This is a genomic window from Luteibacter sp. ME-Dv--P-043b, from assembly GCF_030209605.1.
Classification (GTDB): Bacteria; Pseudomonadota; Gammaproteobacteria; order Xanthomonadales; family Rhodanobacteraceae; genus Luteibacter.
In genome coordinates this window covers 19,549-35,516 of record NZ_JARVRT010000008.1, presented here as the reverse complement: position 1 = coordinate 35,516, position 15,968 = coordinate 19,549, and the positions used below count along the sequence as shown (strand labels likewise).

Sequence of the window (15,968 nt, the reverse complement as noted above, 5' to 3'; positions counted from 1 at the left end):
ACCATGGTAGGCGGGTTGCGTGAGGTTGGGTTGAAAGCGCCTCCCCGCCGTTAAGCTGCGGCTTGGCCCGGGTCACCGTCAACTTTACACAGGCCGCCCTGGTTGACAGTAGGGGCAGGCCTTTCCACACTGCGCGCCTTCGCCCCTGGAAGCTACGCCATGACCGCAGCCCTTCGCCACGACTGGTCCCGCGACGAGGTCGAGCACCTCTTCGCCCTGCCCTTCAACGACCTGTTGTTCCAGGCCCAGGGCGTACACCGCCAGTACCACGATCCCAACGCGGTGCAGGTGTCCACCCTGCTGTCGATCAAGACCGGCGGCTGCCCGGAGGATTGCGCCTACTGCCCCCAGGCCGCCCGCTACGCCACGGGGGTGAAGGCCGAGAAGCTGATGAGCGTCGAGGCCGTGGTTGCCCGAGCGCAGGCCGCCAAGGATGCCGGCGCCAGCCGCTTCTGCATGGGCGCCGCCTGGCGCTCACCGAAAGACCGCGATGTGGCCAAGGTGGCCGAGATCGTCGGCGCGGTGAAGGCGCTGGGGCTGCAGACCTGCGCCACGCTGGGCATGCTCAGCCAGCCGCAGGCGCAGACGCTGAAGGCCGCCGGGCTGGATTTCTACAACCACAACCTGGATACCTCCCCGGACTATTACGGCGAGATCATCCACACGCGTGAGTACCAGGATCGCCTGGACACCCTGGAGAACGTGCGCCATGCCGGCATGAAGACCTGCTGTGGCGGCATCGTGGGAATGGGCGAATCGCGCGCACAGCGGGCCGGCCTGCTGATGACGCTGGCCAACCTGCCCGAGCATCCGGAGTCGGTGCCCATCAACCGCCTGGTCCAGGTGCCCGGCACGCCGCTGGCCGGCACCGAGGCGCTGGACCCGTTCGAGTTCGTGCGCAGCATCGCCGTGGCGCGCATCCTCATGCCCGCATCGGTGGTGCGCCTGTCGGCGGGACGCGAGTCGATGGACGACGCGCTCCAGGCACTGTGCTTTGCCGCCGGCGCCAACTCGATCTTCTACGGCGAAAAACTGCTGACCACAGGCAATCCGGACGTGGAACACGACCGCCGCCTGTTCGAGCGCCTCGGCCTGAAGCCTATGGAGGTGGATATCGAGCCCGGCACGGTACACGCGGACATCGTCGAACGCGCCGACGCGGCGTGAGCCAGCCGCAGCTCCTCGTTCGCCTGGAAGCCGCCCGCGCGGCGCGCGAGCAGGCGGGCCTGCTGCGGCGCACGCGCACCTGCGAGGTGCGCGGCGGCTCGCGACGGCTCGTCGACGGACGCGTGCTGGACGACTTCTGCGGCAACGATTACCTCGGCCTGGCCGGGCACCGCGATTTGGTCACCGCCATGCACCGCAGTGCCCTCGCCGAGGGCGTCGGCACCGGAGCCGCCCATCTGGTCTCGGGCCATCGGGGCGAGCACGCGGCGTTGGAGGAAGAGCTGGCCGACTGGACCGGCCGCGAACGCGCCGCGCTGTTTTCCACCGGGGTCATGGCCAACCTGGGGGCGTTACAGGCGCTGCTCGGCGCGGGAGCGATGCCTTCGCCCGGCAAGCCCACCGCCCTCTGCGTGCAGGACCGGCTCAACCACGCCAGCCTGCTGGATGGCGCCCTCCTCGCCGGGGCGGACCTGCGGCGATACGCGCACGGTGATGCGGCATCCGCCGGACGTCAGCTCGACGCCTGTCCCGGGCTGCCGGCATTGCTGGCGACCGATGGCGTGTTCAGCATGGATGGCGACGTCGCGCCGCTGGCAGATCTGGCGCAGGCCTGCAGGGAGCGTGGCGCCACGCTGTATGTCGACGACGCGCACGGCCTGGGCGTGCTCGGTCCCGAGGGTGCCGGCTCCGTCGCCGCCGCGGGCCTGGACGCCAACGACGTGCCGGTGCTGATGGGCACGCTGGGCAAGGCCCTGGGCAGCGCCGGGGCGTTCGTGGCCGGCAAGGCCGAGATCGTCGAGGGCATCGTGCAGTTCGCCCGCTCCTACATCTACACGACGGCCATGCCGGCGGCGCTGGCAGCGTCCACGCGTGCCGCCCTGCGCCTGGTACGACAGGACCCCGAAGGCCGACGGGCGCGACTGGAAGACAACGTCGCCCGGTTTCGTGAGGGGGCCCGTCAGCTGGGCTTGCCGGTGATGCCGTCGCGCACCGCGATCCAGCCCCTGCTGATCGGCGGCGCCGGCGACGCCATGGCCGCCGCGGCCGCGCTGGAAGCCGCGGGCTTCCTGGTGGTGGCGATCCGTCCGCCGACCGTGGCCGCGGGTGCCGCCCGCCTGCGCATCACGATGTCGGCAACCCATACGCCTTCCCGCATCGACGCCCTGCTGGATGCCCTGGCGGCGCTGCCCCGCGCGCGGGAAGACGTGGCCGTATAATGGACGGCCGCACGTCCCCTGCCATGCCCATGTCGATCCTCAATATCTCCGCCTACAAGTTCGTCGCCCTCGACGATACGGCGGCATTGCGCGCGCGCTTCGTCGAACGCTGCGACGCGCTCGCGCTGAAGGGAACGATCCTGCTGGCGCCGGAAGGCATCAACCTGTTCCTGGCCGCGCCGCGCGACGCCATCGACCGCTTCCTCGCCTGGTTGCGCGAGGACACCCGCTTCGCGGACATCGTGCCGAAGGAAAGCCTTTCCGATGCCCTGCCTTTCAGCCGCATGCGCGTGCGCCTGAAGAAGGAAATCATCACCATGCGCGCGCCGGCTATACGCCCCGAAGCCGGGCGGGCGCCGCACGTCATGCCCGCCGACCTGCGCCGCTGGCTCGACCAGGGCCATGACGACGACGGACGTGACGTGCTGCTGCTGGACACGCGCAACGATTACGAAGTGGCGGCGGGCACGTTCGAGAACACGATCGACTACGGTATTGCCAGTTTCACCGCCTTCCCCGCGGCCGTGGCCGCGGATCGCGCCCGCTTCGAAGGCAAGACGGTGGTGTCCTTCTGCACCGGCGGCATCCGCTGCGAGAAAGCCGCGATCCACATGGCCGGCATCGGCATCGAGCATGTCTACCAGTTGGAAGGCGGCATCCTGAATTATTTCGAGAAGGTCGGTGGCGCCCACTGGCGTGGCGACTGCTTCGTGTTCGACGACCGCGGCGCGGTGGACCCGACCCTGGCACCGAGCACACCGGCGTGACCGGCCTGCATATCGAGACCCGCGGAAGCGGCCCCACGCCCCTGGTGATGATCCACGGCTGGGCCATGCACGGCGGCATCATGGCGCCCCTCGCCGAGGCACTGGAAGATCGCTTCACGATGTATATCGTGGACCTTCCCGGCCATGGCTACTCCCGCGACGCCGACATCCCACTGCAACCGCTGGCGTGCGCACGCGCCATTGCCGGGGCCACGCCGCCGGCCACCTGGCTGGGCTGGTCGCTGGGCGGCCTGATCGCCGTCACAGCGGCCCTGGAGTTGCCGGCACACGTACGCACCGTGGTGCCGATGTGCTCGGCACCGTGTTTCGTGCGCAGCGACGACTGGCCCTACGGCAACGATGCCGGCATGGTCCGGAAACTCGCCTCGGACCTGGATGCCGACTACCGCGCGACGGTCGAACGCTTCATCGCCCTGGAAGCCATGGGCAGTCCGGACCCGAAGGCGGAAGCACGGCGCCTCAAGGACGAAGCCTTCTCGCGGGGCGAACCCGACCCACGCGTCCTCGGCGAGGGCCTGCGCGTGCTCGAGGCCACCGACCTGCGAGCACACTTGCCCGACATGCTGCCGCCCAGTCTATGGATCGCGGGTCGCCGCGATCGCATCGTCCATCCCGAGGCGATGCGCTGGTGCGCGGAAGCCGCCGGCGGCCAGTTCATCGAGATCGCCCACGCGGGGCATGCCCCCTTCATTGGTCATGCCGCCGCCGTGGCGGAGGCCCTCACGCACTTCACCGACGCGAATCCATGAGCGACTTCCACTTCGATCGACGCCAGGTGCGCCGCAACTTCGGCCGTGCCGCGGGCACCTACGAAAAGCACGATGCCCTGCAGCGCGAAGTGCAGGCCACCCTGGTCGACCGGTTGGAGATGTACGAAGCGACGCCGAACATCGTGCTCGATGTCGGCGCGGGCACCGGCCGCGGCAGCGCCGCCCTGAAGAAGCGCTATCCGAAGGCGCAGGTGATCGCGATCGACCTGGCGCTGCCGATGCTGAAACAGGCGCGCCAGCATACGGGCTGGCTGAAGCCCTTCGGCCGCGTGGTCGCAGACGCGTATACCCTGCCCGTGCCTGACCACAGTGTCGATATCCTGTTTTCCAACCTCTGCTTCCAGTGGTGCGAGGACCTGACGCGACTGTTCGCCGAGTGCGCGCGCGTGCTGAAGCCCGGCGGCCTGCTCACCTTCTCCACCTTCGGGCCGGACACCCTCGGCGAGTTGCGCGCCGCATGGGCGGCGGCGGACGAGCATGCCCATGTCGCCCGCTTCCTCGACATGCACGATGTCGGCGATGCGATGCTGGCGCAGGGCCTGAAGGACCCGGTGCTGTTCGCCGAGCGTTACACGCTGACCTATCCGACGCCGCGTGCGGTCCTCGACGAACTCAAGGGACTGGGCGCGAACAACGCCGACGCCGACCGCGTGCGCGGCCTCACCGGCAAACAGCATTACCGGCGCATGATCGATGCCTACGAGGGCATGCGCAGCGACGGCGTTATTCCATCCACCTGGGAAGTGGTGAGCGCCCATGCCTGGGGCCCGCCCGCCGGCCAGTCGCGGCGCGAAGGCAGCGGCGAGATCGCCAGCTTCCCCATCGACAACCTTCGCGGCTCCCGGCGCAAGACGCCGTTATGAACGGCAGGGACGTCGCACAAAGCGGCATCGCGCCGGATCAACGATAGCGCGGGCAGTCGACCAGATGATCGTTGACCAGGCCGGCGGACTGCATGAGCGCGTAGCAGATCGCCGTGCCGGCAAAGCGGAAACCGCGCTCGCGCAATGCGGCGCTCATCCGGTCAGATACCTCGCTGCGCACCGGCACGTCGTTAAAACGATGCCACGCATTGACGCAGGGCACGCCGCCGACGAAAGCCCAGAGGTAGGCGCACAGTGAGCCGCTTTCCTCGATGATCCGCACGCTGGCGCGCGCATTGCCGCGAACCGAGGCCAGCTTGAGGCGGTGCCGAATGACACCGCGATCTGCCGCGACGGCTGCCATCTCGGTATCGTTCATCGCGGCGACGCGGGCAATGTCGAAGCCATGGAACACGCGCCGATAGTGCTCGCGCTTGCTCAGCACCAGTCGAAGGCCCAGCCCCGCCTGCGCACCGTGCAGAGTCAACCGCTCGAAAAGGCGACTGTCGTCATGCACCGGGACGCCCCACTCGGTGTCGTGATACTCCCGCTCGACATCGCTTCGCTCGGCCCAGTCGCACCGCATGGCCCCACCTCACGCTTCTCCGGACGAAGCGCCAGCATACGGAGACGAGCGGGCCGGCCGATGTCCGCGCCGCCTGTCACCCGCTGTGCGAAAGACAGCGGCATGACTTCCGTCGGCTGCCTATAGAAGCACGGGGCGTTTCCGTCAGTGTGTCGGTGTCACAGGCGGATACGCGGGTCTACCAGGGCAACGCATCCAGGTCGACATTGCCGCCGCTGAGCACCACGCCGATGTGGCGTCCGACGAAACGCTGGCGATGGCGCAGCATCGCGGCGAGTACTGTGGCGCTGGACACTTCGATCACCAGGCGCAACTCCGCCCACAGCAGTTTCATCGCCTCCACCGCCTCGGCATCGCTGACGCGCAGCACGCCGACATCGTGCGTGCGCAGTACCTCGAGATTGGGCTCGCCGACGAGCGTGCGCAGTCCGTCGCAGACGGTGTCCGCCGTGAACGGCTCGGCCCGGCGCCCCGTTTCCAGCGAACGTGCCGTGTCGTCCGCGCCTTCGGGCTCGGCACCGAAGAGCACGATGCGCGGATCGATCGCGTGCGCGGCGACAGAGCACCCGGCGGCAAGCCCACCGCCACCGACAGGGAAGATCAAGGTATCCACACCCGGTGCCTGGCGAAGCAGCTCGGGCACAAGCGTGCCCTGCCCGGCCATGACGCGCACATCGGCATAGGGGTGGACCAGGGTCGCGCCGGTCTCCGCTTGCAGGTCGGCCGTCATCCGTTCCCGCGCGGCGGTGCTGGGTGCGCATCGATGGAGGGTGGCGCCCGCCATGCGAATGGCCTCGACCTTCGCCTTCACCGCGCCCTCGGGGACGACGACATGGGCCGCGATACCGCGCGTACGCGCTGCCATGGCCAGCGCGTTGCCGTGGTTGCCCGACGAATGCGTCACCACGCCGCGCGCCGCTTCCTCGTCGGTCAGGGACCACACGGCGTTGGTCGCACCGCGAAACTTGAACGCACCGCCGCGTTGAAGGTTCTCGCATTTGAAGACCACGGATGCGCCGAGCAGGGCGTCCAGCCGGTCGCTGCGCAGCACGGGGGTGACCAGCGCATGCGGCGCGATACGTGCGGCCGCGTCGCGCACGTCGACGAACGATGGCAGTCTCACGCGACGAATTCCACGCCGCAGGCGAAGCGGCGTTCTTCGCCCGGCGCCAGCGTGATCAGTGGCGTGCAATCGTCGCGATTGAACGCGTTGGGCATGCATTCCATCGGCTCGAGCGCCACGGACTTGCGCGCGTCGCGCTCGGCCGTGTCGGCCGTGAAAACCAGCATGACGCCACGCTCCTGCCACACCGCGATGCAGGCGCCCGTCGCGGGATCGCGCAGGCGTGTACGTGAACGGCCATCGGTGTCCCGTTGCAGGTCGGCATACGTGTGGTTCAACTCGGCGTGGCCGATCGGGCGCGCCAGACGAAAATCCAGACTGCGATCGGCCTTGTCCATGGCCTGCCAGGCCCGTGTCCCCGGCAGCGGGATGAAACCCGCGTCGGTGGCGATGATCTGCTCGGCCGGGACATGCAGCTCCCACGTCTCGATGGGGTTGTCCGACAACCGGAAGTACGGATGCCAGCCGAAGAAGGTGGGCGCGGTGGCGTCGCCGACATTTCGCGTGTGCGCGTCGACACGGAGGCCATGCTCATCGAGCGTGAAGGTCACGGCGACATCCAGCGAGAACGGATAACCGGGTTGCAGGCCAGGGCGAATGACCTGCGTGCCCAGGGTGACCGAGGCGTGGTCGTCGTCGCCACCTTCCCGCTGTACGTCGAACAGCACGCCGCGAAGGAAGCCGTGGCGGGCGGCGCGGTCTGCCCCGGTCACGCCCGGCTGCAGGTCGTAGGGCGTGCCCTCGAACGTGTAACGCGAGTCGTCGATGCGGTTGGCGAACGGCGTCATGATCGCGAAGCGCGACCCCTTGTGGCCGACCAGTTCGGCTTCGTCGCGGAAACCATCGGCGATGTTGCGGTGCGCGTTGCCGGCACCCGTGTCGATCGAGAGCACGGTCGCACCCCGGCGCGCGATGCGGACCTCGCGATCCGCGTCGGCATCGACCAGCACGATCAGTTCCTGGGTGCCGAGGGTGGAGCGCGTCACGGTGAAACGGGGCATGGCAGGCTTCCTTTTGGGGGATCTGGCCGCATGTTAGCCTGCCTGTCTGACCAGAATATGTGTGTGCCCTGCTATGAGCGATCGCCTGGACGCCCCCACCGCCCCCATCCGCCTCGCCGATTACCGGCCCCCTGCCTGGTCGGTCGAACACACCGCACTTTGTTTCGACCTGGGCATCGACCGCAGCGAAGTGACGGCTACGCTCGTGCTGCGCCGCCGTGCCGCCGAGCCCGTGCGGCTGGATGGCGAAGGCGTGGAACTCCTGGAAGTGTCGGTGGACGGCCGTGTGCTCCGCGAGGGTGAGTACACGCTGGCCCACGGCGTGCTCGAAGTGCCCGTCCAGGCAGACCAGTGCACGATCGGCACGCGCGTGGCCGTGCGCCCGGCGGAGAATACGGCGTTCGAAGGGTTGTACCTCTCGGGCAGTCGCGAGAAGGGCTTCCTGCTGACCCAGTGCGAGGCCGAAGGGTTCCGGCATATCACCTTCTTCCCCGATCGCCCCGACGTCCTGTCCACCTTCACGGTGGAATTGCGTGCCGACAAGGCGCGGTTCCCGGTGCTCCTCGCCGGCGGCAACCCCGACGGCTCGGGCGACCTGCCCGACGGCCGCCACTGGGCGCGCTTCGTCGACCCGCACCCGAAGCCGAGCTACCTGTTCGCCCTGGTCGCGGGCCACCTGGAACGCATCAGCCACGACTACACCACGGCGGAAGGCCGTGCGGTGGCGCTGCACATCTGGGCGGAGGCCGATGTCATCGATCGCTGCGACTACGCCATGGATTCTTTGATCCGCTGCATGCAGTGGGACGAGCGGACCTACGGGCGCAACTACGACCTTGACGTCTTCCACGTGGTCGCCACGCACGACTTCAACATGGGTGCGATGGAGAACAAGGGACTCAACATCTTCAACGCGAAATACCTGCTGGCCGACGCCGACTCGAGCACGGACGACGAATATCGCCATGTCGAGGCCGTGGTGGCCCACGAGTATTTCCACAACTGGAGCGGCAACCGGGTCACCTGCCGCGACTGGTTCCAGCTCAGCCTCAAGGAAGGCCTGACCGTCTTCCGCGAGCAGGGCTTCTCGGCCGACATGAACTCCGCGCCGCTCAAGCGCATCGAGGACGTATCGTTGCTCCGCCGGGCCCAGTTCCCGGAAGATGCCGGCCCGTTGTCGCACCCGGTGCGGCCCTCGCAGTACAGCGAAATCAACAACTTCTACACCGCCACGGTGTACGAGAAAGGCTCGGAGCTGGTCCGCATGCTGGCCGGCCACCTCGGCGCCGGCGGCTTCCGTCGCGGCATGGACCTCTACTTCGACCGCCACGACGGCCAGGCCGCCACGATCGAGGATTTCCTCACGGCGCTGGGCGAAGCCAACCACACCGACCTTTCGCCTTACCTCGCCTGGTACGGCCAAGCGGGCACACCACGACTGACCGCCGAAGGGCAGCACGACGCGGCACGGCGGCGCTACCGACTGACCTTGCGCCAGCGCACACCGGCAGGCCCCGGCCAGCCGACCAAGCAGCCGCTCCCCATACCGGTGCGGCTGTCGCTGTTCGCGCGGGACGGCAAGGCGCTGCCGTTGCGCCTCGACGGCGAGCCGGCGGCGGCCGGCATCGAGCGCACGATGGTGCTGGATGGTCCGGAACAGGTCTTCGTCTTCGAGGACATCGACGCACCTCCCGTGCCCTCGTTGCTGCGTGGTTTCTCGGCGCCGGTGATCCTGGAATGCGACTACGCGCCCGACGAGCTGGCGCTGTTGCTGCGCCACGACGCCGACGGCTTCAATCGGTGGGAAGCCGGCCAGCAGCTTGCGGGGCTGGCGTATGACGACGTCCGCGACAGCCGGCCAGGCGCTGCGGCGCTCGACGCCTGGACGACGGCGCTTGCCGACCTGTTCCACGACGCGTCGGTGGATGACGCCCTGCACGCCGAGCTGCTGACGCCGCCGGGCGAGATCGAACTGGTGGAGCGCCAGCCCGAACGCGACCCCGACCGTATCCGCGCGGTGCGCCAGGCCATGTTGCACGCGCTGGCTACCCGCATCGGGCACGACGCGTTGCACGATCGCTACCGGTCGCTGCATGCCGCCACCACGGCGGCGCTGGATGCATCCGCGCAAGCCGGCCGGCAGCTGAAGCGTCGCGTGCTCGATCTGTTGGGGCTGGTCGATCCAGGCACCGCCACGGGGCTGGCCCGCGCGCAGTACGACGCGGCGCCGGGCATGACCGATCGCCTGGCCGCGCTGACCACGCTGGCAACCCTCGATCCGATGGCTGCAGAACCCGCCCTGGCTCACTTCCGTCAGCGCTACGCGGGCAATGCGCTGGCGCTGGACAAGTGGTTTGCCGCGCAGGCCCAGCTCCCCGGGGACGGCGCGTTCGCCCTCGTGCAATCCATCGAGCACGATGCGGCGTTCACGCTGAAGAACCCGAACCGGGTGCAGTCGTTGATCGGCACGTTCGCGCGGGCCAACCCCACCGGCTTCCATCGCGCCGATGGCGCGGCCTATCGCTGGCTGGGCGACCGCCTGGTAGCGATCGATGCGCTGAACCCGCAGGTGGCGGCACGGGTGGCCACGGCTTTCAACGGCTGGAAGCGACTCGAGCCGGTGCGGCAAGAGGCTGCCCACGCCGTGATTGCCGGCCTGGCCGCACGCAAGGACCTGTCGAGGGACCTGACCGACATCCTGGCCCGCATCGCGATGGGTTAGGCGGCCGTGGAAGCGTGACCTGCGTCACAACCTGCGACAGTGAGGGTACAAGACTGACGCACTGCGTCACTCATTGCCGAAATAGAGCGCAAGTTTGACAAAAAAATCACACTCGGGGGATGTGAACGGTGTAGATTCGCCTACAACGAAGAAAGCCGCAGCTGTCAGCTACGGCCTTCGTGCCAGTCACTCGGTTTCTGGCGCCCGGCAGCACGGTCATCCTGGATTCCCCCTGTTCCTGAGACCGCCGGGCGCCAGATCTCATTCGAACCGAATGAGGCATCCTTGCCCACATCCCGCTTCCTTCTACCAGCACGCGACCAAACCCCTGCGTTCGGTCTCGGCGCGCGTATGATCGCGCAGCGTCTGCCTGGTTGAAGTGCACCTGGAAGGAAGCACGAGGCGTGCCAAAAGCCACCGAAGGCGACTGACGCTCCGGCCGGCGCAGGGGCTCCACTCGGCGTAAAATCACGGCACGTTCTGTCCGAAACTTTCCCATGCTGCATTCAGAAACCTATGACGTCATCGTGGTCGGTGGCGGACACGCCGGTACCGAGGCCGCGCTGGCTGCCGCGCGCGCCGGCGCGCGCACGCTCCTGCTCAGCCACTCGATCGAAACCATCGGCCAGATGAGCTGCAACCCGGCGATCGGCGGCATCGGCAAGGGCCACCTGGTCAAGGAAATCGACGCCCTGGGTGGCGCCATGGGCCGTGCCGCGGATCGCGCCGGTATCCAGTGGCGCACCCTCAATGCATCGAAGGGCCCCGCGGTCCGCGCCACGCGCTGCCAGGCCGATCGCGCGCTTTACCGCGCCGCGATCCGCTCGATGGTCGAAACGCAGCCCAACCTGTCGCTGTTCCAGCAGGCGGTGGACGACCTGATCCTCGTCGACGGTCGCGTGGCCGGCGTGCGCACGCAGATGGGCCTGGACTTCCATGCGCCCGCCGTCGTGCTCACGGCAGGCACCTTCCTCGCCGGCAAGATCCACATCGGCAGCGCGCAGTACGCGGGCGGGCGCGCAGGCGATCCGCCGGCCTCCACGCTGGCCGCGAAGCTGCGCGAACTGCCCGTCGCCGCCGACCGGCTTAAAACGGGTACGCCACCGCGCATCGACAGCCGAAGCATCGATTTCTCGCGGCTGGCGGAACAACCCGGCGACCAACCCATGCCACACTTTTCCTACATGGGCTCGGCCGCGGAGCACCCACGTCAGGTCAGCTGCTGGATCACGCACACCACCGAAGCGACGCACGACCTGATTCGCGGGTCACTGGATCGTTCGCCGCTGTACAGCGGGCAGATCGAAGGCGTCGGCCCACGCTATTGCCCGTCGATCGAGGACAAAGTGGTTCGCTTCGCCGACAAGACTTCCCACCAGATCTTCGTCGAGCCGGAAGGACTGGATACCTACGAAATCTATCCCAACGGCATTTCCACCTCCCTGCCGTTCGATGTGCAGTACGCCCTGGTGCGTTCGATCCCCGGCTTCGCCAACGCGCATATCACGCGCCCCGGCTACGCCATCGAATACGACTACTTCGATCCGCGCGGCCTGCATCCCTGGCTGGAAACCAAGGCCATTCCCGGCCTGTGGTTTGCCGGGCAGATCAACGGCACCACCGGTTACGAGGAAGCAGGCGCCCAGGGCCTGATCGCCGGCATGAACGCCGCGCTGGTCGTGCGGGGCGAGGCGCCCTGGTACCCGCGTCGCGACGAAGCCTACATGGGCGTGCTGATCGACGACCTGACCACCAACGGCACCATCGAGCCCTATCGCATGTTCACCTCACGGGCCGAGTACCGCCTGCACCTGCGCGAGGACAACGCCGACCTGCGCCTCACCGCGCACGGCTACGCAAAGGGCGTGGTGGCGGAGGATCGGTTCCGCCGCTTCGAGGCCAAACGCGACGCGGCCGAGCGCGAGACCGTTCGCCTGCGCGGCCTCTGGGCGGCGCCAGCCAACACGCTTGGTGCCGCCGTACAGCGTTCGCTGGGCATTGCCGTCAGCCGCGAGACCCATGCGCTGGATCTGCTGCGCCGTCCCGAGCTGGACTACGCGTCGCTGACCGGCGTGCCCGAACTGGGTCCGCCCGTGGACGATGCCGAAGTGGCGCTGCAAGTCGAGGTGCAGGCGAAATACGCCGGCTACCTGGAGCGCCAGCGTGAGGACATCGAACGCCAGCGCCGGCAGGAATCCACCAGCATTCCCGAGAGCTTCGATTACGACCGCGTCCGGGGCCTGTCGGCTGAAGTGCTGCTCAAGCTGAAGCGTGCGCTTCCCACCACCATCGGCCAGGCCTCACGCATCAGCGGCGTGACACCCGCGGCCATTTCGCTGCTGCTGGTTCACCTCAAACGCCGCGCGGCCTGACCTGCCGGGGCATCCATCTGGCATCATCGTCCCGTCAGCAAAGGCGGGATGAGCACAGCATGCAAGTGTGGATCGGACGTAACGGCGAGCGGTTCGGACCTTATACGGACGACGAAGTCCGACAGTGGCTGAGGGACGGCACCTGCCGCCCCGACGAACTCGGCTGGCACGAGGGCATGACCGACTGGCGCGCGCTCGGCGAACTCTTCCCCGATGAGCGCCCCGCCGTCGCGCCGGGCGCGGTGCCGCCTCCACCGCCGCCCTTCCTTGGCATCCACGACGCTACCGTGGAGCCCGAGCACGCCGGTTTCTGGCTGCGCCTGGGCGCCTGGGTGATCGACTACATCGTGCTCATGGTGCCGTTCACCTTCATCAGCCTCATGATGGGCATGGGCGACGTCATCACCAGCACGTTCGCCCGGATGGAGCACGACCAGGCGGCGGCCGTTGCCGCGTATGCCGAAGCCATGCGGCCGATCTCCTACGTCGTGCTGCTGGTGGGTTTTGCCTACTACGTCCTGTTCGAGAGCTCCAAGTGGCAGGCCACGCCCGGCAAGATGGCCTGCGGTATCCGCGTCACCGACACCGCCGGGCAACGGCTGACCCTGGGCCGCGCCGCCGCGCGCAACGCCGTGCGTTTGTTGAACGCGGTGACCCTGCTGGTGCCGATGGTGTTCTACGTCACCGCGGCCTTTACCCAGCGCAAGCAGGGTGTTCATGACCTGCTCGCCAGCACCTACGTGGTCATGGGCCGCGTAGGCAGGCAGCCCCGGCCGGCCCCGCAAGGCGGCGTCGACGGCAGCTTCGACGCCTGACCCGGATGCGCCGCCCGGCCCGTCGGCCGGGTGGTTCCCTGTGCTTGCTATCATCGGCGGCCCGGCCCGACGTTCCGGCCGGCTGAGCAAAGCACAGGAAAACCATGCAGAGCATCGAACAACGTATTGCCCAGGACATCGCCGCCAAGCCCGAGCAGGTGCGCGCGGCGGTGGAACTCCTCGACGGCGGCGCCACGGTGCCGTTCATCGCCCGCTACCGCAAGGAAATCACCGGCGGGCTCGACGACATCCAGCTGCGCCTCCTCGAAGAGCGCCTGCGCTACCTGCGCGAGCTGGAAGACCGCCGCGCGGCGATCCTGGACAGCATCGTCGAGCAGGGCAAGATGACCGACGCCCTGAAGGCGGACATCCTGGGCGCCGACACCAAGGCGCGCCTGGAAGATCTCTACCTGCCGTACAAGCCCAAGCGACGCACCAAGGCCCAGATCGCGCGCGAAGCCGGGCTGGAACCGCTGGCGCTCGGCCTGCGCGACGATCCCACGCAGCAGCCCGAAACCGTCGCCGCCGGCTTCGTCGATGCCGATAAGGGCGTCGCCGACGTCAAGGCCGCGCTCGACGGTGCGCGTGCCATCCTGATGGAGAGCATTGCCGAAGACGCCACCCTGGTCGGCGAACTCCGCGACTGGCTGTGGGAAAAAGGCCAGATCCGTGCCGTCGTGGTAGCCGGCAAGGAAAACGAGGGTGCCAAGTTCCGCGACTACTTCGACCACACCGAAGCCGTCTCGCGCATTCCGTCGCATCGCCTGCTCGCGCTGATGCGCGCACGCAACGAAGGCGTGCTGGAGATCGACCTCCAGCCGGGCGTCGATGCCGACCAGGGCCATGCCGAGGGCGAAGGCCGCGTGGCGGCACGCGCGGGCATCGTCAACAAGGGCCGCGCCGCCGATGCCTGGCTGCGCGAGACCGTGCGCCTCACCTGGCGCGTGAAGCTGCACCTGCACCTGACGCTGGACCTGTTCGGCCGCGTTCGCGAAGGTGCCGAGGACGAAGCGATCCGCGTGTTCGGCGACAACCTGAAAGACCTGCTGCTTGCCGCGCCGGCCGGCGCGAAGACGGTCATGGGCCTGGACCCGGGCATCCGCACCGGCTGCAAGCTGGCCATCGTGGACGCCACGGGCAAGCTGGTGGCCTACGACACCATCTACCCGCATGAGCCGCGCAACCAGTGGGACCAGTCCATCGCCCGCATCGCGCAGCTGAGCAAGCAGCACGGCGTCAACCTGATCGCCATCGGCAACGGCACCGCCTCGCGCGAGACCGACAAGCTGGCCGCCGAAGTGATGCGCAAGCACGCCGACCTCAACCTGTCCAAGGTGGTGGTCAGCGAAGCGGGGGCCTCGGTGTACTCGGCGTCCGAGCTCGCGTCGAAGGAATTCCCGGACGTGGACGTCTCCATCCGCGGCGCCGTGTCCATCGCGCGCCGCCTGCAGGATCCCCTGGCCGAACTGGTGAAGATCGAGCCCAAGGCCATCGGCGTGGGCCAGTACCAGCACGACGTGAACCAGGTGAAGCTGGCCCGCGCCCTGGACGCGCGCGTGGAGGACTGCGTGAACGCCGTGGGCGTGGACGTGAACACGGCATCCGCGCCGCTGCTGGCGCGCGTGGCGGGCCTGTCCGGCAGCGTGGCCGAGAACGTGGTGAAGCACCGCGACGCGAACGGCCCGTTCCCCAGCCGCAAGGACCTGCTCAAGGTGCCGCGCCTCGGCGACAAGGCATTCGAGCAATGTGCCGGCTTCCTGCGTATCAGTGGCGGCAGCAACCCGCTGGACGCCAGCTCCGTGCATCCCGAGGCCTACCCCGTCGTCGAGCGCATCCTCAAGCAGTGCGGCCGCGAGGTGAAGCAGGTCATCGGTGACACGTCGTTCCTGCGCAACCTCAAGGCGGAAGATTTCACCGACGCAACCTTCGGCGTGCCCACGGTGCGCGACATCCTGAAAGAGCTGGAAAAACCCGGTCGCGATCCGCGTCCCGAGTTCGTCGCGCCCAGCTTCGCCGAGGGCGTCGAAGACCTGAAAGACCTGACCGTCGGCATGGTGCTCGAGGGGCGCGTCACCAACGTGGCGGCCTTCGGTGCGTTCGTGGACATCGGCGTGCACCAGGACGGCCTGGTCCACGTGTCCGCCCTGTCGCACACCTTCGTCAAGGACCCACGCGATGCCGTGAAGGCCGGCGACGTGGTCAAGGTGAAGGTGATGGAAGTAGACCTGCCGCGTAAACGTATCGCGCTGAGCATGCGCCTGGACGACGTACCGGGCGAAGCCCGCGGCGGCCGCCCGGGGTCACGCGACGACACGGCCGGCACCGGCGGCAACCGCCGTGGCGGACAAGGCGGCGGCAACCGCAACGCGGCACCGCCCAAGCCGGCGGCCGCGCCCGCCAACAGCATCTTTGCCGATGCGTTGTCGCGCGCCCTTAAGAAATAACGCAACATACGCGCGCGCCTCTTCGGGGGCGCGCGACTCAGGGACAACCCGTACGCAAGCCCCTACCGCGGCGCAGCATGCGCTCGCGTATGGCTTCGAT

12 protein-coding genes are annotated in these 15,968 nt (G+C 68.2%); 9 read left to right on the top strand and 3 right to left on the bottom strand.

What is annotated here, in order from left to right:
* Positions 1–159: 159 nt before the first annotated feature.
* Genes bioB through bioC form a run of 5 tightly spaced genes read left to right on the top strand, consistent with a single transcriptional unit; the run spans position 160 to position 4,805 of the window.
* The gene (gene bioB, locus QRN34_RS05160; protein WP_285402618.1) at positions 160–1,167 is read left to right on the top strand and encodes a biotin synthase BioB; all 1,008 of its coding nucleotides are present in this window, start codon (positions 160–162) and stop codon (positions 1,165–1,167) included.
* Complete coding sequence (locus QRN34_RS05155) at positions 1,164–2,384, top strand: 8-amino-7-oxononanoate synthase (protein WP_285402616.1); 1,221 nt, start codon at positions 1,164–1,166, stop codon at positions 2,382–2,384. Before bioB ends, QRN34_RS05155 begins: the two co-directional genes overlap by 4 nt.
* A 29-nt stretch (positions 2,385–2,413) precedes the next feature.
* Positions 2,414–3,151 (top strand): sulfurtransferase, encoded by a 738-nt coding sequence (locus tag QRN34_RS05150; protein ID WP_285403067.1) that lies wholly within the window; start codon positions 2,414–2,416, stop codon positions 3,149–3,151.
* On the top strand, positions 3,148–3,921 hold the full coding sequence (bioH, locus tag QRN34_RS05145) for a pimeloyl-ACP methyl ester esterase BioH (RefSeq protein ID WP_285402614.1): 774 nt from the start codon (positions 3,148–3,150) through the stop codon (positions 3,919–3,921). Before QRN34_RS05150 ends, bioH begins: the two co-directional genes overlap by 4 nt.
* A complete protein-coding gene (gene bioC, locus QRN34_RS05140; protein WP_285402612.1) occupies positions 3,918–4,805 on the top strand; it encodes a malonyl-ACP O-methyltransferase BioC in 888 nt (295 codons plus the stop codon). Before bioH ends, bioC begins: the two co-directional genes overlap by 4 nt.
* A 37-nt stretch (positions 4,806–4,842) precedes the next feature.
* Here bioC and QRN34_RS05135 read toward each other — a convergent pair whose 3' ends face one another.
* From QRN34_RS05135 to QRN34_RS05125, 3 genes are all read right to left on the bottom strand, one after another.
* Positions 4,843–5,391, bottom strand: a complete 549-nt coding sequence (locus QRN34_RS05135; protein ID WP_285402610.1) for a DNA-3-methyladenine glycosylase I — start codon at positions 5,389–5,391, stop codon at positions 4,843–4,845.
* 178 nt (positions 5,392–5,569) lie between these two features.
* Complete coding sequence (locus QRN34_RS05130) at positions 5,570–6,523, bottom strand: pyridoxal-phosphate dependent enzyme (RefSeq protein ID WP_285403065.1); 954 nt, start codon at positions 6,521–6,523, stop codon at positions 5,570–5,572.
* Positions 6,511–7,515 carry an aldose epimerase gene (locus tag QRN34_RS05125; protein ID WP_285402607.1) on the bottom strand — a complete coding sequence of 335 codons (1,005 nt, stop codon included), beginning with the start codon at positions 7,513–7,515 and terminating at the stop codon, positions 6,511–6,513. The genes QRN34_RS05130 and QRN34_RS05125 overlap by 13 nt, the downstream gene beginning before the upstream one ends.
* Positions 7,516–7,588: 73 nt before the next feature.
* Here QRN34_RS05125 and pepN point away from each other — a divergent pair, with 73 nt between their 5' ends.
* The 4 genes from pepN (at position 7,589) to QRN34_RS05105 (ending at position 15,868) form a co-directional block, all read left to right on the top strand.
* The gene (gene pepN, locus QRN34_RS05120; protein ID WP_285402605.1) at positions 7,589–10,237 is read left to right on the top strand and encodes an aminopeptidase N; all 2,649 of its coding nucleotides are present in this window, start codon (positions 7,589–7,591) and stop codon (positions 10,235–10,237) included.
* A gap of 497 nt (positions 10,238–10,734) precedes the next feature.
* Positions 10,735–12,609, top strand: a complete 1,875-nt coding sequence (gene mnmG, locus QRN34_RS05115) for a tRNA uridine-5-carboxymethylaminomethyl(34) synthesis enzyme MnmG (protein ID WP_285402603.1) — start codon at positions 10,735–10,737, stop codon at positions 12,607–12,609.
* Between the two features lie 59 nt (positions 12,610–12,668).
* Positions 12,669–13,424 (top strand): RDD family protein, encoded by a 756-nt coding sequence (locus tag QRN34_RS05110; protein ID WP_285402601.1) that lies wholly within the window; start codon positions 12,669–12,671, stop codon positions 13,422–13,424.
* Between the two features lie 104 nt (positions 13,425–13,528).
* Positions 13,529–15,868 (top strand): Tex family protein, encoded by a 2,340-nt coding sequence (locus QRN34_RS05105; protein WP_285402599.1) that lies wholly within the window; start codon positions 13,529–13,531, stop codon positions 15,866–15,868.
* The last annotated feature ends 100 nt before the right edge of the window (positions 15,869–15,968 follow it).

What these genes read in the sequence shown, in the direction of transcription:
- QRN34_RS05135 (WP_285402610.1), bottom strand. Translation starts at nt 5,391, where the DNA reads ATGCGGTGCGACTGGGCCGAGCGAAGCGATGTCGAGCGGGAGTATCAC.
- bioB (WP_285402618.1), top strand. Translation starts at nt 160, where the DNA reads ATGACCGCAGCCCTTCGCCACGACTGGTCCCGCGACGAGGTCGAGCAC.
- QRN34_RS05125 (WP_285402607.1), bottom strand. Translation starts at nt 7,515, where the DNA reads ATGCCCCGTTTCACCGTGACGCGCTCCACCCTCGGCACCCAGGAACTG.
- QRN34_RS05150 (WP_285403067.1), top strand. Translation starts at nt 2,414, where the DNA reads ATGTCGATCCTCAATATCTCCGCCTACAAGTTCGTCGCCCTCGACGAT.
- bioC (WP_285402612.1), top strand. Translation starts at nt 3,918, where the DNA reads ATGAGCGACTTCCACTTCGATCGACGCCAGGTGCGCCGCAACTTCGGC.
- QRN34_RS05110 (WP_285402601.1), top strand. Translation starts at nt 12,669, where the DNA reads ATGCAAGTGTGGATCGGACGTAACGGCGAGCGGTTCGGACCTTATACG.
- mnmG (WP_285402603.1), top strand. Translation starts at nt 10,735, where the DNA reads ATGCTGCATTCAGAAACCTATGACGTCATCGTGGTCGGTGGCGGACAC.
- pepN (WP_285402605.1), top strand. Translation starts at nt 7,589, where the DNA reads ATGAGCGATCGCCTGGACGCCCCCACCGCCCCCATCCGCCTCGCCGAT.
- QRN34_RS05105 (WP_285402599.1), top strand. Translation starts at nt 13,529, where the DNA reads ATGCAGAGCATCGAACAACGTATTGCCCAGGACATCGCCGCCAAGCCC.